The sequence below is a fragment of the Psychrobacter sp. DM8 genome (genome assembly GCF_051307025.1).
Classification (GTDB): Bacteria; Pseudomonadota; Gammaproteobacteria; order Pseudomonadales; family Moraxellaceae; genus Psychrobacter.
In genome coordinates this window covers 2,882,801-2,904,854 of the sequence record NZ_CP195538.1, presented here as the reverse complement: position 1 = coordinate 2,904,854, position 22,054 = coordinate 2,882,801, and the positions used below count along the sequence as shown (strand labels likewise).

Genomic DNA, 22,054 nt, shown 5'->3' with positions numbered 1-22,054 from the left:
GCTTAGATATATTTTTGTAGGACAGTCTGTAGCCTATCCTTATTGATGGGTTTAGATAAAAAGTCGCTCATACCTGCTCTTGTACACGCTTCACGATCCTCTTCGGTATTATTAGCCGTCAAGGCGACGATTGGGATATTTTCGTCTTGTGAGCGAATAGCTCGAGTGGCTTCAAACCCGTCCATAATGGGCATGCGGCAATCCATCAAAATCAGATCAATAGGCTCTTTTTGATTCTCAAATTGTGCCAAGCCCTTTTGCCCATCCTCTGCAACGACGCTACGGTATCCCAACTTTTTGAGTAAGCGGCAGGTAATCTTTTGATTGGTCAAGCTATCTTCAACGACGAGTACAAGAGGCGCTGATGACTCAGTTGTATCAGTAATTTCAGTTGTATCAGTAATTGTAGCTGTATTAGTAATTGTAGCTATGTCTTCTTTTCCTACTAATTTTTTTGGTGACGTAGCGAGGCGTTTTAGTTCAGATAACAATAAACTGATGTCTAAAGGTTTATTCAAAAAACCATCGAAGCGATCCAGAAGACTTGAAGGTATGTGGCGTGTCCGTTTACGGCTTAAGAGTAGGGTGGAGAGGGTATCATCTGCGAGCAAACCATCCAAAAGCGTTATGATGTCAGCGCGGCTCTTAGTCATTATGCGCTTAGTCTCTTTTGACGCTTGATGATAAGTGTTCTCGTACAGCTCAAAGTCTAAGAGTACGACAGGGGTGAGGTTTTTATCATTTTGAAGCATATCTTTTATATCATCGATAACATCGATTGAAGTATGGACGCTACAAGTCATCGATAGATGCTGACAAATATTTTTTAAATGCTCTGCATACATTTGATGATTAACAATAGCTATAAGGTGCACATTTTTTAAGCTATCGTTGTCATGATATATCGGTACATAATTGGGTTGACGACAGGGCAGATAAAGGGTCGTGCTGTTGATTTTGTCATACTCACTATCGGAATCATCATTTTGACTGCCAAACTCCATATAGCCGTCCAGCGATTGCCCCGCGCTATCAGCCGCACTCATTTTAAGCTTACTACTATAGTAGTTTTGCTGCGTGGACTTATCATCTTGTTCAGTGTAGTGAATCGGGTAAAGATGCGTAGGATCTACCTTTTGCGTTCTAGTATCGTATACCGTGAAGCTTATCCAAGCGCAGGCGCTCTGCTCTTTTGATACTGAGTCGATAGTTAGAGCAATACAGCCCGCCTCGGTCGCACTGATCGCATCTGCCAATAAATTACGTAGTAACTGCCTTAATCTAGAATCGTCAGTATCGATATAACGCGGACAGTTTGGGGCAAAAAAGTATAGAAGCTCAATACCTTGCTGATGTACCTCATCGGTTACCAAAGCAATTAATTGTTTACCCATCATAAAGATATCTACAGGTTTGCTACTGATCGTTGATTTAGTAGCTATTGGCTGTGCTGTGCTAAGTACATCGATAAGTTTGCCTGATAAGGTGTGACTCAATTGATTAACATCTTCTATTATCTCATCTTTTAATAAAGTGTCAGAACTGATGTCCTTTAGCGTGCTGATTACTCTATCAAGTGGTAAAGCAAGTTCGTGATGAAGAATAGCTTTGGTTTTGTGAGCTTCATTAAGCTGCTGCTGCAATACTTGGTTTTGTCGCTGCAAGCGCTCTGTTTGTTTGACAAAGTCGTTGATGGAGTTAAGAAGTACAGTGAAGCCATGGATCTGTCCATGATCGCCAAACCAAGGGGTAATATGGAGCTGATAGGTCTGTTGATCCTTTAACCCTTTGACTACTAAAGTGCGCATGACGCGCTGGGTCGATAAGTTCTTTAACCAAAGCTGAGTGGCATCATCAAAACCGGTCACAAATTCTGTCAGCTGATAACTATGGCTAAGCTGGGAGGAGACACCAAAGACTTGCTCAAAGCGCTTGTTGGAGAAGCTAATCTGACCGTGGCGCATCAGCATCAGCATCGGGAGCGGTGCTTGTTCAACTAGGCGCTCAAGACGGTGATTAAGGGTTTTTATACTGCGATGATTGTTGTGTATCTGATAGCTAATACGGCTGAGCGCATGACCTAAACGCAAAAATTCAGTAGTAGTATTGCGCTCAAGAAAGGGTTGCGGGCTATAGGATTCTTTTGCACTATTACCCAAGTCATCAGCGTAGCTCATTAGTGCTCGCCAGTTAGCATTTCGTTTGAGCATATAGAGTAAAGCGATGGTGAACAAGATCAACGCTGCCATCAAAGGTAGCCAAAAACGATAAGAGATCCAACTGATTTGAATAGGCTGATGTTTAATCATGACATAAAGCTGATGACCACTTTGAAGCTTGATAGTGCCTTTTAAATCGATGGTATTAATTGAGTAGGCGCTGTTACTATTACTTTGAGTAGGGGATGAAATCGTAGGAAAAACAACGGTCGATATGGTCGTGTCGTTAGGCCTCGTATACCGATGGATAAAGGTTTGACCTGAGGGCAACATAAATATGATCTGATAGCTCAAATCTTGTAGATATGGTTTGTCCAACAGTTTTCGAACATCAGTATCTGTAACGTTATCTCCATAATCAATAAAGTCGTACTGCAAGGACTCAAAGGCATCAAGGGTATGGCGTTCGCTATAGGTCTCAAGCTCACTAAATACCATCGTATAATATAACGCTAGCATGACTATGAGCGTTATCGTATAAAAAAGCAGCAAGCGTTGCAAAGAATGGAACTGTTGCATAAAAACATAATCCTATGTCAGTACCAAAACCTATCTAAAGTGTTTGAGTATAACAACCATATTAAACGCTTGTCATCGACTTAACCTCGCTATTTTAGTAAAAAATAAGTAATCAAGAATAGACCCAAGTGTAGTCACGGCCTAGGACAGGCATAGCGCTATATAGAAAACTCACTTATAATGGCTAAGTCTATTTTTAATCAAGCCTTACTATGAGCTTATCTGCCGTATCAGAAAAACAAAATACCTTATCTGTCGTGCGTCCATTACGAGTCATCTTTGCTGGAACGCCTGAGTTTGCAGCGACTAGTCTTGAAGCCTTGATTGCTCAGCAAGAGTCGCTGGCTATAGAAATCGTTGCGGTCTACACCCAACCTGATCGCAAAGCGGGGCGAGGTCAAAAAATCACCATGTCTGCGGTCAAGCAAGTCGCTCTAGCACATGATATTGTAGTCGAGCAGCCCGCTACTTTCAAAAAGTCTAGTACTGAGGGCATGGTAGCCAGACAGACGCTGCGCTCTTATCAGCCTGATGTCATGATTGTCGCCGCTTACGGGCTGATCTTGCCAGTAGGGGTGTTGACTACGCCAACTTTAGGGTGTCTTAATATTCATGCGTCATTGCTGCCGCGCTTTCGCGGGGCGGCGCCGATTCACCGCGCGCTACTGGCGGGTGATAAAGAGACTGGCATTACCATTATGCAAATGGATAAAGGGCTAGATACGGGCGATATGCTCTATAAAGTCAGCTGCACTATTGAATCACACGATAGTGCGTCAAGCTTGCATGATAAGTTAGCAGACTTGGGCGCTCAGGCGATCATTACCGTTATGCAAGATCTACAAAACTATCAGGCAAACGCAAGCAAGCAAGATGATAGTCAAGCTAATTATGCCAAGAAGTTAGTCAAGTCTGAGGGCGAGATCGATTGGACGCAGTCTGCTACGGCTATTGAGCGTCAGATACGTGGCCTGACCCCTTGGCCTGGTGCTTATACCTTTCTACAAGCTCAACGTGTCAAGATTTTAGCCAGTTTACCTGTCGATGAAACGCTGCGAACCGACAAGCCAGCGGGCACTGTTATTAGCGTCGGGCGCAAAGCTATTTTAATTGCTTGCGGCAAAGAAAATGCTAGTGATACGCAAACGAGTACGTTAAGAGTGACTCAGTTGCAATTTGCAGGCAGTAAGCCAGTAAATGCCGAGCAAGTCTGTCAGGGTAGTCAATTAAATGATGACGACCAATTTACTCGCGACCCTACTTAGTTCTAAGATTAATCCTAAAATACGCCAAACTCTATCTAAATAAGACGCTATTAATCAGACGTCAAGGAAACAAAACTTAATGAGACACCAAACCGCGTCTAATCACAATAGCAAAAAAGCTAAGCCATCGAGTAACCTAAAAATGAGCGGCAGCGTGCGCGTGCGTGTCATACGTACGCTACTTGCGATTCAAAACGGTCAATCCCTCTCAAGCGTACTCGATCCACTGCTCAATAGCCTGCACGATGGAGACAAGGGTTTCGCTCATGCGCTGCTTTTGACCACTCTACGCCAGTGGTACGCGCTCGCGCGACTGCTCGATAGTCTTGCGAATAATTCTATTGATGAGATAGAGGTACGCACGACGATTCAGGTCGGTATGGTGCAATTGCTGTATCTAGAAGTCGCCGACCATGCTGCGATTCACGAAACGGTTGAAGCGGTCAAAGAGATAGAGTTCGCGCATGCCTCAGGTCTGGTCAATGCAATCTTGCGTAAAATCGCCAAAAATCCTAATAAATTTCGCAAAAAATGCGATAAAAACCATAGCTTGCCTAATTGGCTGGCCTATCAGCTCAAGCAAGACTGGAGCGAGTACTATAACGATCTTACTCAAGGACTGCGCCTGCCTGCACCGATGTTTTTGCGCGTGAACAGTCGTATGCACTCGGTCGAGGACTATCATCAAATGCTTATAGATGCCGATATCAGCAATGATGTCGTTGCGCTGCGTAGTGGTTTGGCTTTGAATAATCAGCTAGCTAATCAGGCTGAAGGTAGCGTTACTGAAATAACATCGCAAGCTCTACGCTTGCAGCAAAGTACTGCGGTAAGTTATTTGCCGCAATTTAGCGAAGGCGCAGCTAGTGTGCAAGACATGCACGCTCAGCTCGCTGCCCTGCTTATCAACCAAGCGCTTGTCCAAAAGATAACAGGTGCGCGTGAAGAGGATACGCCAACTACAGATATTCATCTGCTAGATGCATGCGCCGCTCCTGGCGGTAAGCTGGCCCACTGGCTAGAATTACTAAACACGGGTAGTGAGCAGTCTTTGTTTCATGTGAAACAAGATAACGACATTAAAACGCAAGTCAAACTAACCGCTATCGATAATGAAGCAATGCGTATCACTCGTATTCACGATAACCTAGAGCGCTTACAACTGGGCCAAGCTCAAAATGAACCTATCGATCTCAATATCGTTTGTACAGATGCCACTCGCTGGCAGTACGCTCAAGATGAAAATCTCGCCGTATTCGATGCTATTTTGCTTGATTCCCCTTGTACGGCAACAGGCGTTATCCGTCGTCATCCTGACATCAGCATCTTGCGTCATGAAGAAGATATGGCGCAGACGGCCATTTTACAAGCGGATATCTTGCACAATTTATGGCCACAGCTTAAGGTTGGCGGTTATTTGCTTTATGTGACGTGCTCTATTTTAAAGCAAGAAAACGTCGAGCAAATGCAGGACTTTATTACTCATCACAATGATGCAGTGGCGATTGAATTCACCGATGCTTGTAACTGGGGAATCCATCAAGAGATTGGTCGTCAGTGTTTGCCGATTGATAGCGACGGCGGCGATGGCTTTTATTATGCGTTGTTGCAAAAGACAGATCAGTAGATATATTTGAGACCTACTTTAAACGATTAAGGTTCAGGGTAGGCTGATGCTTTAGACCAGCTTCTATATTTTGTAAGGTTACCATGTTGGGCTAAAGCACCAGCCTACAACCGCATATACCTATTTGAAATTTATATTTGAACGAAGCAATTATTTATAGGACAAACAATGAAATATATCAGTACCCGTGGTCAGACTGAGCCGATGGATTTTAGCGATGTGCTTTTATTGGGCCTTGCTCCTGATGGCGGCTTGATGCTACCTGAGCATTATCCAGCGATCGATGCTGCGACATTAAATGAGTGGCGAGGGCTTAGCTATACCGATTTGGCATTTGCCGTTATGCAGCGTTTTGTGACTGATATTCCAAAGGCAGATTTAAAAGACATTATCGAGCGTACTTACACGGCTAAAGTGTTCGGTGATTCTGAGATTGTCCCTGTACGTAAGCTTGAGGACAACTTATACATTTTAGGTTTATCGAACGGTCCGACGCTAGCGTTTAAAGATGTGGCGATGCAGTTTTTGGGTAATGCTTTTGAATATGTACTCAAACAAAAAGACGCTCGCATCACGATTATCGGTGCGACCAGTGGTGATACGGGCAGTGCTGCTGAATATGCGCTACGCGGTAAAGAGAATATCGAAGTCTTTATGCTCTCTCCCCATGGCAGAATGAGTGAGTTTCAGCGCGCGCAAATGTATAGCCTAACCGATGACAACATCCATAATATCGCTATTGACGGTATGTTTGATGATTGCCAAGATATTGTCAAAGCGTTACAGCAAGATGCCACCTTTAAAGCGGCCTATAATCTAGGCACGGTCAACTCTATCAATTGGGGCCGTATATTGGCGCAAATCGTTTATTATTTCAAAGCCTACTTTGCGGTCACTGATAGTAACGATGAGCAAGTGAGCTTTAGCGTGCCATCAGGGAATTTTGGTAATATCTGCGCCGGTCACATTGCCCGCGAGATGGGTTTGCCTATTAGACGCTTAATTGTCGCAACCAATGAGAACGATGTGTTAAATGACTTTTTTAATAAAGGGATTTATCAGCCGCGTCCTACAGAGCAGACTTATATCACCTCAAGCCCATCAATGGATATATCCAAAGCCTCTAACTTTGAGCGTTTTGTGTACCTATTGTTAGATAAAGATAGCGCCCGCGTCCATGAGCTATTTGAAGGCGTCAAATCAGGTCAAGGGTTTGATCTATCTGGTGCGATGGATACCGTCAATACGCACTATGGCTTTGCAGCGGGCAAATCAACCCATGAGGATCGTTTGCAGACAATTCGCAAGCTGTATAAAGAGTCAGGCGAGTTGGTCGATCCGCATACTGCTGACGGTATCAAAGTGGCTAAAGAGTTGCAGCAAGAGGGCGAGGTTATCATCTGTGCTGAGACCGCTTTGCCTGTTAAATTTGCCGATACTATCGTAGAGTCCATTGGTCCAATAGACATTGCTCGTCCAGCACACACTGAAGGCTTAGAGGATTTACCTCAGCATGTCACCGTATTAGCTAATAACGCCGAACTAGTTGCTGACCAGATTCGTCAGCATGTAACTTCTAATCTGTAATAGGTAAAATCGATCTAAAATGTGAGACAAGCTCATTTTGTTTCACATGAAACTTTATAAGTTGTCTTTACTCAAATCTATGGCTGTAAATAGTATTATTTTTTGTAAAAATGTGTCAGAAATTATGCTATGGTTCTTACTACTGTAAGTTGAGCGGTTGGTCATACTTGTTTTATCTTATTTAAAGATAAGAACCTTAGTTTATATCGCCTACGATAACTCTCATATTTTGTGGATATAACAATGAAAATAAGCATTACTGCCCTAACCAAGGCTTTTATGGTCACAGCTTTTAGTAGCGCTATACTCATGACAACCGCTTATGCTAACAATCCACCGCCAACCATCAAAGCTGATGCGCCTAACCGCTATATTGTCAAAAAAGGCGATACCTTATGGGATATATCGGGGCGATACCTAGATAGTCCGTGGCGCTGGACGGAGATTTGGGCAACCAATAAGCAAATCAAAAATCCTAACCTGATCTATCCTGATGACATTCTCATCTTGTGCGTCATTCAAGGCAAAACGCTCATTGGAGTCGATACAGGCGAGGGCTGCGCTGGCGTTGAGAGGCAACTGACTGGTGATGTTGTAGCCACTGCGGTTGCGGTGACCTCAACTGTGAATAGTATACCTGCTATTCCGCGCTCTGCAATTGGGCACTGGCTTGATAAAACCCTTATCGTCAATCCAGCAGACTTTAATACTACCCCTTATATTTTAGCGTCCAAAAAAGGCAACTTGGTCACGGCAAGCGGTGATAAAGTTTATGCCAAAGGTGTGCCTTTAATTGTCGGTCAACGCTACGGTGTGTATCGTGAAGGGCAACAGTATGTTGATCCTAAGAGTCAGAGGGTTATCGGATTAGAGGTCACGCAAGTGGCAACTGGTATGGTCACAAGTGTGGCTAGTAATGGCGTGAGCAGCTTAGAATTGACAGATTCTTATGATAAAGAAGTACGTGAAGGCGATCGGGTGTTCGTTGAGCTTAACAACTCGATACCGCCTGTGTTCTACCCTGAGCCTGCGACAGTCAATCGCGGTGGTATGATCGTACGTGTTATGGATTCTATTAGCTCAGCGGCTAAGGGTAGCGTAGTCGCTATCAATCTAGGTCGTACTCAAGGCGCTAAGCCTGGCGATGTTTTGACTATTTACAAACAAGGCGCTTTGGTACGCGATACTATCGATAATGATATGCCAGTGCGTCTGCCAAATGAGCCAAGTGGTATGCTTATGGTGTTCAATACCTTTAGCGATATCAGCTACGCTTATATTTTAAGCTCAGACTTACCGCTCAATGTGGGCGATAAGCTACTACCGCCACCTTATCTATAACGGTATTAATAGGCGCGCCCAAGCGTCTTACAGATTTAAGAATCTAAACAGAGCAATGACTCATGACCACGTCGCGACCTTTTTTATCTACAGATCAACGCGCTATATTGGCGCTGTGGTATGAGGTCAATGCGTCACTATCAGCTTATCATAAGCTGGTCACTCATTTGGGTAGCGCGCAGCTGGCATGGCAAGCCAAAGCAAGCGTTTGGCAAGAGATGGGTATCCATCATACTCATCTTAAGCGTCATGAAAATTTAGAGCAAACACAGACTGATATCGATAAGATTGAGCAAGCCTTGGTAGAGGGACGCTATGGTCTCCTGTTCGCCGATCAGCCTGAATACCCTGTGTCACTATCACAAATATTCGACCCGCCGCCACTGCTGTTCTTTCGCGGTGACATCTCTTTATTGCAGCAACCCCAGATTGCTATCGTCGGTAGCCGCAAGCCTAGCACCCATGCGCAAAAAATCACCTTTGATATCGCGCAGTATCTTGTGCAAGCAGGCTATATCGTCACCAGTGGTCTGGCAATGGGCGTCGATAAGTGCGCGCATCTAGGCGCACTGTCGCAGACAGATACGCAGTATCAAGGCCGTACGATAGGAGTTATGGGTACGGGTATCAATATCAGCTACCCCAATCACCACGACAAGCTCTTTAGCAAAATTATCGAACAAGGCGGCTGCCTTATCAGTGAGCTATTGCCGCATACTGGCCCGCACAAACATACCTTTCCGCGGCGCAATCGTTTGGTCGCAGGTTTAAGCCTAGCCACGATAGTGACTGAAGCGACGATCAAAAGTGGCTCCTTAATTACCGCACGTCTGACCTCAGAGCAGGGCAAACAAGTCTTTGCCGTACCCAGCCACATCGACAACAGCAACGCTGAGGGCTGCCATCATCTAATACGTGAGGGCGCAACACTGATATACCATCCGCAGCAGGTGCTAGATGATGTCAGCGTTCAAGTTTATACGCCGCTACAACGTACACGTATAAACCAATCTCAGCCGTCGAAAGTTAATAGCGCGAAAGATAATAGCGCTGACTCTAATAAAAACGCCAAGCAACGCTCAAGTACAGCTATGAATACCAAAGCTGACATAGTCGTGCCTGAGCATTTAGCGCCTGTTTACGAGCAGCTTGACTGGCATGGTCAGGATTTAGATGCCTTGCTTATCAGTACTACTCTCACGGCGCCGCCGCTGATCGGTCAACTGATGGAGCTTGAGCTTTTGGGACTCATTAGTGAGCAGGGCGGACGTTATTTGCGTGTTTGATGATAGTTTTTAGCCTCTGTTTGCCCTGTTAATCTGTATATATTTTCGCAGCCTTATCTATAGCGCTTGTCTTATGTCCTTATCTAGCCCGCTTATTACTGAATCCGTCGTTCAAGCTGCCACATGGCTCAAACAAGGACGGCTGCTCGCTTATCCGACTGAAAGCGTTTGGGGTATTGGCTGTGATGCTTATGATAAAGCAGCAGTTGGGCATATTTTAGATATTAAACAGCGCCCGCAAGCCAAAGGTATGATTGTTATTACCGATAGTAGCGAGCGTTTGACTCCTTTATTGGAGACTTTAGACAAAGATAGACACCAACAGATTATGGATAGCTGGCAGGTAGACAATGAGAATTTAGAGGTTCAACATCAGCAAGCTCATACTTGGCTTTTACCTATTCCTCAAACGCTTGTCGGCACTATTCCTCTTTGGATAACGGGTCAGCATCAGAGCATTGCGGTTAGAGTCATTGCCCATCCGCTTATCCGCGAGCTTTGCCGGCAGCTTATATCTATTGATAATCCTTATGGGTTTATCGTCTCTACGAGCTGCAACCCTTCAGGTCAGCCGCCTGCCAAAAATTTCTTTGAAGCGTACAATTATTTTGATACCCAAATCAGTTATCTACAAGCTGATACTCTCGGCTATACGCAGCCAAGCCAGATACGAGATGCCGTTACTGGTCTAGTCGTTCGTTAATAGTATAGTTAACACTAAATAAAATGGATACGTTATTCAAAAACGCGGGACTAGTATAAATTTTTCTGGCGTGCTGTGCCTACGCAGGCAAAGGCTGCAAAAAATTCATTCCAGCCCCGCTGTATTTTTTTTATATTGAACTGGCTATATAGCGTGAAACAGAGACCGTTAAATAAAAAAGTGTATTCTTTTATTTCAGTGTTGACAGAAATAAAAGAATAGCGCAGTATAGATTCAAAGAACTCATAAAAGTTAAGAGTATTTATTTATTATGAAACTAAACCCTGTCACCGAAAAATTTATCTTACATTGGGGCGAAATGGGCTCTAAATGGGGCGTTAACCGTACGATGTCACAGATTCATGCTTTGCTTTATGTCATTGGCAAGCCGTTAAATGCCGAAGAAATCACTGGAACACTAGGCGTGGCACGCTCAAACGTCTCTAACAGCATCAAAGAGCTACAGAACTGGGGATTGGTGCAAAAGGTGTCGATATTAGGCGATCGCCGCGATCACTTTACGACCAATACTGATGTCTGGGAGCTGGCGCGTATCATCGTCGCCCAGCGGCAAAAGCGTGAGCTGGACCCGACCGTTCAATTCTTGCAAGAGCTGATGAATAGTCCTGAGTTTGAACATGAGAATAGCGAAGTAAAAGCTCGTATCCGTGATACGCAAGAGTTCGTCAGCACGCTCACAACTTGGTCATCTGAGATGCTCAAACTACCGACCAATATACTAAAAAAGGTACTAAAACTAGGCGCTAGTATTAAAAAGGTTTTACGCTAATAGTGAAACTGTGTTATTTAAAATAAAAAATTTGAGTACTGTTTTCTGTTTTGACAGAAACTAATAAAATAAAGTTCTATATATTATCTATAGTGAATTCGTAGTTAATTCATTGTCACTACCAACGCTATATTCATACTAAATGAACGACTCACTTTTTAGGGTAAATATAATGAATATAGACAATAGCGCTTATCCTTATTTACAGGTTGTCCTATTATTTTCAGGATTTGGTAGTGTCATCAGTGGACTCATAGCAGAGCTTATTGTTTTGGTTGTTTTTAGAGAGGCGAGCTTTGCGCAGATAGGGTTTCAACCTTTAATATTCGTTGGACTATTTGGGTGTTTACCCGCATTTATAACCGCTTGTATATTAGCCTTTATCAGGCTTAAGCAAAGCGCAAAAAATGCTACAGAGATTACTTTTTTGACAGGGTTTTTAGTATCAGCATTCTACGTGGCTTTTATCGTGCTATACCTAGGTATCGGATCTTTATTAGAAGTTGGCGTTTTACTCGGATTTATGCTCATTGGTGGGGTGTTTGGCGGTACGAGTTCTATAGTAGCGGGCTACTTAACCTTACCTAAACTCACCAAAAGCTGTTTTGACAATAGCGCTAGAAAAGCACAGGATATTGATAAAGATAGTGCTTATAGCAAACATAGATAACGCACAAATCATAACGAATAAGGAAGATATGATGAAGATTTTAATCAGCGGTGGTTCAGGGTTTTTGGGTAGTGCTTTTAGTCAAGAGATCATCAGCCGTTATCAAGGCGACGATAAAGAGGTGCATGTTACTTGGCTCACTCGTGATAGTACGCAAGCGCATCCAAGCCGCGTCAGTATGATGAGCTATGATGAGCTTGCTAAGAGCGATGATAGCTTCGATGTGATATTGAATTTAGCAGGAGCAGGTATCGCCGACTCGCGCTGGAGCGATGAGCGCAAAGAGCAATTGCTCGCCAGCCGCGTGAAACCAACCGAATCATTACTGGAATACGTTGCTCGTAGTAGCACCAAGCCTAAACTGATGGTGAGTGGCTCAGCGATTGGCTGGTATGGCACCCAAGGCGACAAGCCATTAACTGAGAGCAGCGACTACAAGACAGATTTTGCTCATAAACTTTGTGACACGTGGGAGCAACTCGCGCTCAAAGCGACTGCCTATGGTGTACCTGTCGCCATTGTACGTACGGGCGTAGTGATGCATCCTGACGGCGGTATGCTGGATAAACTGATGCTGCCATTTAAAATGGGTGTTGGTGGACAACTGGGTGATGGCCAGCAAATCATGAGCTGGATCAGTCGTGAGGACTGGGTAGGGGCTACGATATTTATTATTGAGCAGCATCTAAATAATGCCGCTAGTAGCCAAGTAACGCAGAACAATGCGATTAAGACAACTACTGATACACCTGCTGTCGTCTACAACTTAACCGCACCCAATCCTGTGAGCAATCATACCTTTACCAAAACCTTTGGCGCCTGGCTACATCGCCCAACGATCTTTACTCTACCAGAATTTTTGCTCAAGCTGATGTTTGGTGAGATGTCGACCTTACTTATCGATGGTCAAAAAGTATTGCCACAAGCACTACAGGACGCCGGCTATAAGTTTAAACAACCGACGCTCAAACAGGCCTTAGAAGAGCAGAAGTAGGGCACCTTTATGAACATGAAAATCAACTTTGTTTCATGTGAAACTTCTCAAGTTTGTTTTTTCAACTTTTAAGCAACGTAGTAACGGTTAAATATAGTTAGGCGGTTTGGACACAGTTTACGAGCCGTCTATTTATTTAACTATTAATTTCAGTTTTGACAGAAATAAAGTAAATGCAGTGATTCAATATTTATATAGATACTAATCAAGGAGAACCTCATGCGTCATCCTTCGCTCAGTCAAATAAAGTGGCAAGACTTACGTCAACTGCGTCCTGTTGAAGCTATCTACAATGTATTGCTATCACTTCCTTTTCTTTTGTTATCATGGTGGAGCGCGTGGCAAGGGTTTTGGTTATTGGCATTAGTGGCAACGTTTTTCTTTTTTACCGCTGCACTACGTCAGGCGCATGATTGCTATCACCGCACTTTAGGCATCGGCAAGATGGCGACCGAGCTCATGCTATTTGCGCTCAGTATCACTATGCTCTGTAGTACGCATGCGATTCGCCATACTCACCTCAATCATCATCGTGACCCATTAGGGGAGAGCGATGTCGAGGGCAATTGGGCACGTCTGCCTTGGTATCAAGCGATACTCGGCGGCGGACTATTTTCAATAGCGATTCAGTGGTTCGGTCTGACCCATGGCAGTCGCCATAATCGCTTGCTTGTCGCCATTGACATGCTGCTGATATCAGCGGTTATTGTTACAGCGCTAATTACTATGCATCCTGTCTTGGTCTATCACGTGCTCGTTATGATACTTGCCAATACTATGGTCGGCTTCTTTGCAGTATGGAGCGTCCATCATGGCTGTGATGAGCGAGTTTATGCCCGTAGCGAGCGCCATCCGCTAATCAATCTGCTGACTTTTAATCTGCTCTATCACATCGAGCATCATCTATTTCCAGCGGTACCGACCAACCATTTGCCAGAGCTCGCTAAGCGTTTGGATGCGCAGGCGCCTGAGTGGACGCAGCAACCTGTGATACCTATGTTAGCACCTAGCTATTCGCAAAAGACGAGAAGTCATAAAGACATGCAGTGCGATACCGCACTATAAGAAATACTGTAAAAGTCATGTTCAACATAATAAGTTCAACATAATAAATGAAGGAGCCCGCAGATGATTATTTTAAATAAAGACAACCGCTCAAAATCAAAGGTTACCGCTATCACTATGTACTACGACGACAGTTGCGTGCTCTGTAGTACAGAAGCGCACAGTATGCAAATTCGTAATCCAGAAGGAATTGAATTAACGTCAGTAGATACAGGCATAGACGAGTTACAAGCGGCTGGATTTAGCCGCAATGATGCTATGACTTATCTGTGTGTCAAGACCGATCAAGGTCACTGGTATACGCATATGGATGCTATCAGACTGCTCTATAAAATGGGCGGCGTGAAGTGGGCATCGGTATTATATCTACCTATTATCAAACAGCTGGGCGACTTTATCTATCCTACGGTTGCGCGTAATCGCTACCGTATTCCAAACTGGGTAACCAAATTGATTTATGGTAAAGCAGTGACGCAAGCCTGCGCTAATGGCATCTGTACTATCACCCCTGACAAGGGTTAAAGGATTTTTTATGAAGTGTTCGTGAAAACTGACTTGCGCTATTTCGCTTTAGAGTTTAGTACCGTAAGATGGATTTATATTCACTTTGTTAGATATGGTTATGTGGTTCTTTATCACTTTCACCCAGCTCCTTACGATTATGACCAGCATGATTCTTTTATGGTTTACGAGGCCTAAGAGAGCGATTAGTAAAGTGGCGCTGGTTCTAGCGATTTTTATATTTAACAATGCCATACTGGTTTACGGCTATACTGAATTCTGGTATGAGCGTTTTCACGTCTATCTAGTGGTCGCTATCTTGCAAGGCTTTATGCTCTATACTGTAGCCATAACGGCTGTGGTTTGGTTTATCTTATCCAAAGGGTATAGACAAAATTCAAATGCGAAGTTTATACGTTTATTTGCTATCGTCACTTTTGTCAGTATGGTTAGCTTAGCCGTATTCAATGCGTATTCACCAGTGGTGCATAGATTGACGGTTACGACAGACAAACCGTTAGATAAGCCAATGGATATCGCGCTAATCTCTGATACCCATTTGGGTAGATGGTTTGGGAATCGGCAGATAAAGAAAATGGTCGATTTGGTTGATGAGCAAAACCCTGACGTGGTTGTTATCGCAGGCGACATCATGAATGATACGACTATCGCTTATGACAATACCAATATGCATGAGCAATTATCGCAGCTAAAAGCGCCGCTTGGCGTTTATGCAACGCTTGGCAATCATGATTACCGAGGCTATGATGAAGCGATTACTCAAGCTGTGGAAGCGGCTGGTATCACCGCGCTCGATAGCGAGAGTGTGTTGTTAGATGATGCGGTATGGCTGGTTGGACGCTCAGACGATGTTGATTTGACGAGGTTATCGGCGGATACGCTACTCAAGCAAGTGGATACCCAAAGGCCTGTCGTATTTTTGGAGCATCGCCCCTCAACGATGGATGAGATCAGCGGCTTGCCAGTAGATTTGCACTTGTCCGGTCATACGCATGGCGGGCAGATATTCCCGTTAACGATACTAAAGAGTTGGTTCGAGCCGCTTAATTATGGCGCAAAAAAGCTAGGAGGTACGCAGTTTTTGGTCACCTCAGGCTACGGATTTGGCCCTGTGCCCTTTAGACTCGGCACCCGCTCTGAGATTTGGATGATACATTTACAATCAACATCTTAACAATGACTTATCAGCCTCTACTATGAAGAGGCTTTTTTATTGATTTTGGTTGGACCCGTTCTCATATCTGTACTCAAACCAGCTCTAGGACACCGCATGCGCTACACGTTTTTTATTACTGTATTTATGCTATTACAGCTCTTTAGTACGGGCGCAGCGCTTAGCTTACAGTGGTGGCTGGCGCCTTGGAGCACCTTTATATCAAAAGTCGCAGTATGGGTTATTGTGTTTGCGATTACCAATATTTTGCTAGCACTAAGCGTTAAAAGAGCATTTGCCAATAGCTATCGCTGGGTGAGTATGTGGATGCTAATCATGCATTTTATTATGCTGACTGCGCTGGTTATTAGTATTTTTTACGGTGGATACTGGCTTTTGTCCTCGTTTACTAGCGTAGGGTCAATGCAATCCATTAGATTAGAGGTTGGCTTGCGAGTGCTGGCATTATTTACATTTATAGGATTATTTGTCTACGCGCTTTATAGCGCTTATGTGCCTGTCGTGCGCGAATTAAGGATCCAGATAGATAAGCACTTATCTCATCCCTTGCGCTTAGCGCTAGCGAGTGACCTGCATATCGGACGCTTATTCGGCAACAGAGCAATTGATAAATTGCATAAGCTGCTGATCGATAATCGAGCAGATATATTACTGATGCCTGGCGATATTATGGATGACAATACGCAAGCGTTTAATGACTATAATATGGCAGCGAACTTAGCCAAGCTTTGCGCTGCTGTGCCGTACGGCGTTTATGCTACGCTTGGCAATCATGATTTATATGGTCATGAGCAATCGATCAGCGAGGCGCTGCGAGAGGCTGGCGTACAGTTATTAAACGATGAAGTGCTACGAATTGAGCACAAAGGCGATCCGCTATGGCTAGTGGGACGTTTTGACAATCATAAGAGTCAGCGTGTGGCAACCACAGATCTGTTAGCACAAACTGATATGGCAGAGCCTATTATCCTGCTAGATCACAGACCAAGCGATATTATGGAGCACAGCCAGCTACCTATAGATCTGCAAGTCTCAGGACATACCCATAACGGGCAAGTGTTTCCTGCAAATTTCATTGTCAATGCTATAAACAGAATAGGCTACGGCTATGAAACCATAAACCAAGGTCACTTTGTGGTGTCCTCAGGTTATGGCTTTTGGGGGATTCCGTTTCGATTGGGCTCGCGTGCTGAGATTTGGCTAATTACTTTGACGGGCAATAAATGATAAAAATAAAACTTATTTTATTTTTAGGCCGCAAGTTTAGCCTGCGTGCTAATAACCTCACTTACAAACTGAGCAAAACCTTTAATAATATCATGCGTCTCTTTGGCTATGCCCTGATGTACACTCATCAAGTGAATAAAACCATGCGGCGCGCCAAGTACCGTGTAGGTCTGCGTAGCAATACCAAAACTCTCTAATTGCTTGGCATAAGCAAAGGCCTCATCACGCAACACATCAAGCTCGGAGGCGACCACATAGGTTGGGCATACTCGGCTGTTATCGCCAATCATCGGTGAGATAAGGACATGATCACGTGATAGCGGACTATTGGCAAGGCATGCCGCATCAAACACTGCTACGTCAGCATGATCTAATAGCAAGCCTTCCCCGTACAGCTCCCAGCTTGGATAGTCAGTCTCAACATCAGTCACAGGATATAGAGGCATTTGTGCAAGCGGCGCAGGCAGATCCTGTAATAGCTCAAACGTTTTTTGACCATCAGCACCCAAATCTGCCCATGCACTCTGTACTGGCGTCATAACCTGCTGTGCCACTAACGTCGATAGACCGCCGCCTGCACTATCCCCTGCTAATACGATACGCTTAGCAGAAGCGCCAAGGCTTTGACAGTTATCCGCAAGCCACGCATAAGCGGCAATACAGTCTCTAAGTGCTACAGGCGCTGAATACTCAGGGGATAGACGATAATCGACGCTAACAACTGGCCAGCCTGTCTGCTCACATACTGCATGACAGAACTCGTGATGGGTATCGACATCACCGATACAAAAACCGCCGCCATGAAAGAACAGCATTACAGTTTCATCAGGATTAATCTTAGCTTGTGTCTTATTGCCCACTGTTGCCTGATAGCAGCGCACTGTCATGTCACCATCATCAGCATTAGCAATGGTTTTATCTTGCCAGTTGACGGCTATATCATCTTTTTTGATAAAGCGTTTGATATTGCTCTTGGTGGTGTTTTTTTGCCATACCTTTGGCGCTTGCATAGCAACAGCATCTGCGGCAAATCTTTCACGCAGCTCTTGCATTTTATCAACCTGTAGCGGTGTTTTAAGCTTGCTATTGACCGCAATAATAAGGCGCATGTGTGCATCAGCATGCAGATATTGCTCAGACGTCGGACCTTTTAAGCGACCGACTAAATTCTCTAGCAGTGGAGCTGGTAGGTGACCGATACCTTTTAATACATAGTGCAAAGCGTGCTGCTGATAGTCGCTTGTAGGTAGGTAGCTGGCAAGCTTTTCACCAATAAAACGATAGCGCTCATCGACAGCACTTTCGCTATCATGATAGCTTTCAACTTTTTCTATAGGGGCAAGCTCAGACTGGCTGTCGTCTTTATTAAAGGTCATTGCCGCTTTACTCAGCCAAGTGTTGAGCGATGTCATCGGCGAATTTGATGTAACATTTCTCATGGGTTTGCTCTCTTTCTTAGTAGATTGTTGGCTTAAAGTCCAACGCTTCTGAACTATTATATGAATAGAATATTATATAAATGATGATTATTTATGAGGATGATAAAGTAGCCACGCATTAAGGTGGGTTTTGTTTAGTAATGGTTTATGTACAGATAGTAAAAAATCTGGAATAACATGACCTTCTTGTACCTTTTGTAAGTCATTTTTTACACAGGTATTGACAAGGGTATCAATCGTCCAGATGTGTCATATGGTTTTTGCTTAATATTGGCGTTTGTATCAACTTAGGATAGCTTATTTGTAGTAGATAACATCGTAAGTAAAATTATCATTGTAGATAGGCTTGAAATCAGTGCCTATAGCCTTTATCAATCAGCTATTAAGCCGCATTGATATCATGGTTAATAAAGGCCATTAAACTAGGTATAAAAGCAAGTTTACATCTTTGATTAAAATAAAGGAGCTATCATGAGCGAGAACAATTCAAATCAAAACACCAGTCACTCAAATCAAAATACTAATAATATTGATGAGCAAACGGCACACAATAATCTAGATCTCAATGAGAGCGTTCTCTCTGAGACTATGGATGAGTTCGATCCTGCCAATAATTCAGGCGAGCATCAAACGATTGAGAGCGAGATTGATTTAGGCGTTTTTGAGGCACGTATTAAAGAGTTAGAAGGCGAAGTCAAGCAGGCCAAAGAGGGTACAGCGCGCGCTAATGCCGAAGCTTATAATGCGCAAAAACGCATGGAGCAAGAAGCGGATAAAAGCAAAAAGTTCGCTCTGCAAAAATTTGCCCGCGAGCTACTAGAAATTGTCGATAACTTAGAGCGTGCTATTGAAAGCGCTAACGCTGATGATCCTGTGGCAGAAGGCGTACAACTGACGCACAAAGCTTTGCTTGCGGTACTAAACAAAAACGGCGTTGAAGTCGTCGACCCTATGGGTGAGAAGTTCAATGCTGATATGCATGAAGCAGTCGGTATCGATAGCGATGCCGAGGCGGATACAGTCGGTACAGTACTACAAAAAGGCTATAGCCTAAATGGTCGTCTATTGCGTCCTGCTATGGTGCGCGTCGGTCAATAAATTAAGCAATAAATTAAGCAATAAATGATGAAACCCTTGTTTAAACTAAGGGTATTCACAAAACTTCACACAAAAACTAGGGTTTAGCCAAGCATTGACTTGAAAAAATGCGCACCTAAACCGATATAAAGCAACAAGTGACCAACTACGGTCTGATATGTCAGTTTTGTTTGAGTTTATATGTTTGGAGTTAATAACTATAAATTAAGTTAGTCACTCAAAGCGTCTCAATGAAACTGGCACCTCAACACAACTATTAAATCAAAAAATTAGGAGCACTCTATTATGGGTAAAGTAATCGGTATTGATTTAGGAACCACCAACTCATGCGTTGCGGTAATGGAAGGCGATAGCGTCAAGATTATCGAAAATGCTGAAGGTACGCGTACTACGCCGTCAATTGTCGCTTATAAAGATGATGAAACGCTCATCGGTCAATCAGCTAAGCGTCAAGCGGTCACCAATCCAAAGAACACATTATTTGCTATTAAGCGTCTAATTGGTCGTCGTTTTGATGATAAAGTCGTGCAAAAAGACATCGGCATGGTCCCGTATAAGATTGCAAAAGCGGATAACGGTGATGCTTGGGTCGAAATCAACGGCAAAAAATTAGCACCGCCGCAAGTATCAGCTGAGATCTTGAAAAAGATGAAAAAGACTGCTGAAGACTACTTGGGCGAAAACGTTACGGAAGCGGTTATTACCGTTCCTGCTTATTTTAACGACTCACAGCGTCAAGCGACTAAAGATGCGGGTAAAATCGCAGGTCTTGATGTCAAGCGTATTATTAACGAGCCAACTGCAGCCGCCCTTGCCTATGGTATGGATAAAAAGCAAGGCGATAGCACCGTTGCCGTATATGACTTGGGTGGTGGTACTTTTGACGTATCCATTATCGAAATCGCTGACGTCGATGGCGAGCAGCAATTTGAAGTACTCGCGACCAATGGTGATACATTCTTAGGTGGTGAAGATTTTGATTCAGCACTTATTGATTATCTGGTTGATGAGTTCAAAAAGCAGCAAGATGTCAACCTAAAAGGTGATTCTCTTGCCATGCAGCGTTTAAAAGAAGCCGCTGAAAAAGCCAAGATTGAGCTATCAAGCGCCCAAAGCACGGAAGTCAACTTGCCTTATATTACAGCTGACAGCAATGGTCCTAAGCATTTGGTTATTACCATCAGCCGCTCAAAACTCGAAGCCCTCACGGAAGACTTAGTTAAACGTACCATAGAGCCCTGTAAGATCGCTCTAGAAGATGCTGGCATCAAGTTATCTGATATCGACGATGTTATCTTGGTCGGTGGTCAGACTCGTATGCCACTGGTACAAAAACAAGTACAAGAGTTCTTTGGTCAAGAGCCGCGCAAAGACGTTAACCCTGATGAAGCGGTCGCTGCAGGTGCTGCGATTCAAGGTGCCGTACTCTCTGGTGACAAAACCGACGTACTACTGCTTGACGTAACGCCATTGACGCTAGGTATCGAGACGATGGGCGGTGTTATGACGCCAGTCATTGAGAAAAACACGATGATTCCGACTAAGAAATCACAAGTGTTCTCAACGGCGGAAGACAACCAGCCAGCGGTTACGATTCAGGTCTATCAAGGTGAGCGCAAAATCGCTAATCAAAACAAAATGCTTGGGCGTTTTGATTTGACGGATATCCCGCCAGCACCGCGTGGCCTACCGCAAATCGAAGTGACTTTCGATATCAACGCTGATGGTATCATGAACATCTCAGCGACTGATAAAGGTACGGGTAAAGCGCAAAGTATCCAGATCAAAGCGGATTCTGGCTTGTCGGATGAAGAAGTCGAGCAAATGGTGCGTGACGCTGAGGCAAATGCTGAAGAAGATGAGAAATTTGCTAACCTTGCGCAAGTGCGTAATGAAGCCGACGGTCGTATTCATGCCGTACAAAAAGCCCTCAAGGAAGCTGAAGATAAGGTCACTGAAGAAGAAAAATCATCAGTAGAAACGGCTATCTCTGATCTCGAGGCGGCAACTAAAGAAGACGATCATGATGACATCAAAGCTAAGCTTGAAGCGTTAGACAATGCCTTCTTGCCAGTAAGCCAAAAGATCTATGCTGATAGCGGCGCAGGCAGCGAGGGTATGGATCCAGGTCAATTTGGTCAACAGACAGAATCTGCAGATAGCACACAAGCGGATGATGATGTCGTTGACGCTGAATTCACTGAAGTTGATGAAGATAAAAAGTAAGCTTTTAAACTATTAGCTAAACTTTAACTAAAAACGCATTCTTCGGAGTGCGTTTTTTTAGTTAAAAAAGGTCATTCATGGACATAAATATTGCTCAAAATCTACTCATGTAACAAAAGATTTCATATCTTAGCCTTTGTAACCCATTAGGAGATGATTGCTTGCACTTCTTAACCATCATGCCCTCAATAGGCTACAGAGTATTTGAAATACTTTGTTACTATGTACTCATCGTTAGCAAACAGGACGATAGAGCAAAAAGCTCACATAAATACATAACTTGTTTGTCATATTTAAATTAA

At 43.9% G+C, this 22,054-nt stretch carries 17 protein-coding genes; 15 read left to right on the top strand and 2 right to left on the bottom strand.

The window, feature by feature from the left end:
* Positions 1-2 precede the first annotated feature (2 nt).
* Positions 3-2,738 (bottom strand): response regulator, encoded by a 2,736-nt coding sequence (locus ACR64J_RS12475; RefSeq protein ID WP_435949930.1) that lies wholly within the window; start codon positions 2,736-2,738, stop codon positions 3-5.
* A gap of 212 nt (positions 2,739-2,950) precedes the next feature.
* Here ACR64J_RS12475 and fmt point away from each other — a divergent pair, with 212 nt between their 5' ends.
* The 13 genes from fmt to ACR64J_RS12410 all read left to right on the top strand — a co-directional run bounded on the left by fmt (position 2,951) and on the right by ACR64J_RS12410 (position 16,989).
* Positions 2,951-4,003 (top strand): methionyl-tRNA formyltransferase, encoded by a 1,053-nt coding sequence (gene fmt, locus ACR64J_RS12470; RefSeq protein ID WP_435949929.1) that lies wholly within the window; start codon positions 2,951-2,953, stop codon positions 4,001-4,003.
* 79 nt (positions 4,004-4,082) lie between these two features.
* Positions 4,083-5,630 carry a transcription antitermination factor NusB gene (locus tag ACR64J_RS12465; protein WP_435949928.1) on the top strand — a complete coding sequence of 516 codons (1,548 nt, stop codon included), beginning with the start codon at positions 4,083-4,085 and terminating at the stop codon, positions 5,628-5,630.
* A gap of 168 nt (positions 5,631-5,798) precedes the next feature.
* The gene (gene thrC, locus ACR64J_RS12460) at positions 5,799-7,217 is read left to right on the top strand and encodes a threonine synthase (protein WP_435949927.1); all 1,419 of its coding nucleotides are present in this window, start codon (positions 5,799-5,801) and stop codon (positions 7,215-7,217) included.
* 243 nt (positions 7,218-7,460) lie between these two features.
* Complete coding sequence (locus ACR64J_RS12455) at positions 7,461-8,558, top strand: LysM peptidoglycan-binding domain-containing protein (protein ID WP_435949926.1); 1,098 nt, start codon at positions 7,461-7,463, stop codon at positions 8,556-8,558.
* Between the two features lie 62 nt (positions 8,559-8,620).
* Positions 8,621-9,844, top strand: coding sequence for a DNA-processing protein DprA (gene dprA, locus ACR64J_RS12450; RefSeq protein ID WP_435949925.1), 1,224 nt, complete (start codon positions 8,621-8,623; stop codon positions 9,842-9,844).
* 73 nt (positions 9,845-9,917) lie between these two features.
* On the top strand, positions 9,918-10,547 hold the full coding sequence (locus ACR64J_RS12445) for an L-threonylcarbamoyladenylate synthase (RefSeq protein WP_435949924.1): 630 nt from the start codon (positions 9,918-9,920) through the stop codon (positions 10,545-10,547).
* Between the two features lie 271 nt (positions 10,548-10,818).
* Positions 10,819-11,337, top strand: coding sequence for a GbsR/MarR family transcriptional regulator (locus ACR64J_RS12440; protein ID WP_435949923.1), 519 nt, complete (start codon positions 10,819-10,821; stop codon positions 11,335-11,337).
* A 172-nt stretch (positions 11,338-11,509) separates the two neighbouring features.
* Entirely contained in the window at positions 11,510-12,007 is a 498-nt protein-coding gene (locus ACR64J_RS12435) for a hypothetical protein (protein WP_435949922.1), read from the top strand.
* A gap of 28 nt (positions 12,008-12,035) precedes the next feature.
* Entirely contained in the window at positions 12,036-13,001 is a 966-nt protein-coding gene (locus ACR64J_RS12430) for a TIGR01777 family oxidoreductase (protein ID WP_435949921.1), read from the top strand.
* Between the two features lie 219 nt (positions 13,002-13,220).
* The gene (locus tag ACR64J_RS12425) at positions 13,221-14,066 is read left to right on the top strand and encodes a fatty acid desaturase family protein (RefSeq protein WP_435949920.1); all 846 of its coding nucleotides are present in this window, start codon (positions 13,221-13,223) and stop codon (positions 14,064-14,066) included.
* Positions 14,067-14,129: 63 nt separating this feature from the next.
* On the top strand, positions 14,130-14,588 hold the full coding sequence (locus tag ACR64J_RS12420) for a thiol-disulfide oxidoreductase DCC family protein (RefSeq protein WP_435949919.1): 459 nt from the start codon (positions 14,130-14,132) through the stop codon (positions 14,586-14,588).
* Between the two features lie 94 nt (positions 14,589-14,682).
* Positions 14,683-15,762 (top strand): metallophosphoesterase, encoded by a 1,080-nt coding sequence (locus tag ACR64J_RS12415; protein ID WP_435951081.1) that lies wholly within the window; start codon positions 14,683-14,685, stop codon positions 15,760-15,762.
* A 96-nt stretch (positions 15,763-15,858) separates the two neighbouring features.
* Positions 15,859-16,989 carry a metallophosphoesterase gene (locus tag ACR64J_RS12410; protein ID WP_435949918.1) on the top strand — a complete coding sequence of 377 codons (1,131 nt, stop codon included), beginning with the start codon at positions 15,859-15,861 and terminating at the stop codon, positions 16,987-16,989.
* Between the two features lie 23 nt (positions 16,990-17,012).
* Here ACR64J_RS12410 and ACR64J_RS12405 read toward each other — a convergent pair whose 3' ends face one another.
* On the bottom strand, positions 17,013-18,428 hold the full coding sequence (locus ACR64J_RS12405) for an alpha/beta hydrolase (RefSeq protein WP_435949917.1): 1,416 nt from the start codon (positions 18,426-18,428) through the stop codon (positions 17,013-17,015).
* Between the two features lie 471 nt (positions 18,429-18,899).
* On the opposite strand from ACR64J_RS12405, the gene grpE reads away from it, so the two are divergent.
* Both grpE and dnaK read left to right on the top strand, forming a co-directional pair.
* A complete protein-coding gene (gene grpE / locus ACR64J_RS12400) occupies positions 18,900-19,526 on the top strand; it encodes a nucleotide exchange factor GrpE (RefSeq protein ID WP_435949916.1) in 627 nt (208 codons plus the stop codon).
* 285 nt (positions 19,527-19,811) lie between these two features.
* On the top strand, positions 19,812-21,752 hold the full coding sequence (gene dnaK, locus ACR64J_RS12395; RefSeq protein WP_435949915.1) for a molecular chaperone DnaK: 1,941 nt from the start codon (positions 19,812-19,814) through the stop codon (positions 21,750-21,752).
* Positions 21,753-22,054 lie beyond the last annotated feature (302 nt).

Coding starts and splice junctions, on each gene's coding strand:
- ACR64J_RS12475 (WP_435949930.1), bottom strand. CDS start 2,738: ATGCAACAGTTCCATTCTTTGCAACGCTTGCTGCTTTTTTATACGATA.
- ACR64J_RS12420 (WP_435949919.1), top strand. CDS start 14,130: ATGATTATTTTAAATAAAGACAACCGCTCAAAATCAAAGGTTACCGCT.
- fmt (WP_435949929.1), top strand. CDS start 2,951: ATGAGCTTATCTGCCGTATCAGAAAAACAAAATACCTTATCTGTCGTG.
- ACR64J_RS12415 (WP_435951081.1), top strand. CDS start 14,683: ATGGTTATGTGGTTCTTTATCACTTTCACCCAGCTCCTTACGATTATG.
- ACR64J_RS12405 (WP_435949917.1), bottom strand. CDS start 18,428: ATGAGAAATGTTACATCAAATTCGCCGATGACATCGCTCAACACTTGG.
- grpE (WP_435949916.1), top strand. CDS start 18,900: ATGAGCGAGAACAATTCAAATCAAAACACCAGTCACTCAAATCAAAAT.
- ACR64J_RS12440 (WP_435949923.1), top strand. CDS start 10,819: ATGAAACTAAACCCTGTCACCGAAAAATTTATCTTACATTGGGGCGAA.
- dprA (WP_435949925.1), top strand. CDS start 8,621: ATGACCACGTCGCGACCTTTTTTATCTACAGATCAACGCGCTATATTG.
- ACR64J_RS12425 (WP_435949920.1), top strand. CDS start 13,221: ATGCGTCATCCTTCGCTCAGTCAAATAAAGTGGCAAGACTTACGTCAA.
- ACR64J_RS12465 (WP_435949928.1), top strand. CDS start 4,083: ATGAGACACCAAACCGCGTCTAATCACAATAGCAAAAAAGCTAAGCCA.
- ACR64J_RS12410 (WP_435949918.1), top strand. CDS start 15,859: ATGCGCTACACGTTTTTTATTACTGTATTTATGCTATTACAGCTCTTT.
- thrC (WP_435949927.1), top strand. CDS start 5,799: ATGAAATATATCAGTACCCGTGGTCAGACTGAGCCGATGGATTTTAGC.
- ACR64J_RS12455 (WP_435949926.1), top strand. CDS start 7,461: ATGAAAATAAGCATTACTGCCCTAACCAAGGCTTTTATGGTCACAGCT.
- ACR64J_RS12430 (WP_435949921.1), top strand. CDS start 12,036: ATGATGAAGATTTTAATCAGCGGTGGTTCAGGGTTTTTGGGTAGTGCT.
- ACR64J_RS12435 (WP_435949922.1), top strand. CDS start 11,510: ATGAATATAGACAATAGCGCTTATCCTTATTTACAGGTTGTCCTATTA.
- dnaK (WP_435949915.1), top strand. CDS start 19,812: ATGGGTAAAGTAATCGGTATTGATTTAGGAACCACCAACTCATGCGTT.
- ACR64J_RS12445 (WP_435949924.1), top strand. CDS start 9,918: ATGTCCTTATCTAGCCCGCTTATTACTGAATCCGTCGTTCAAGCTGCC.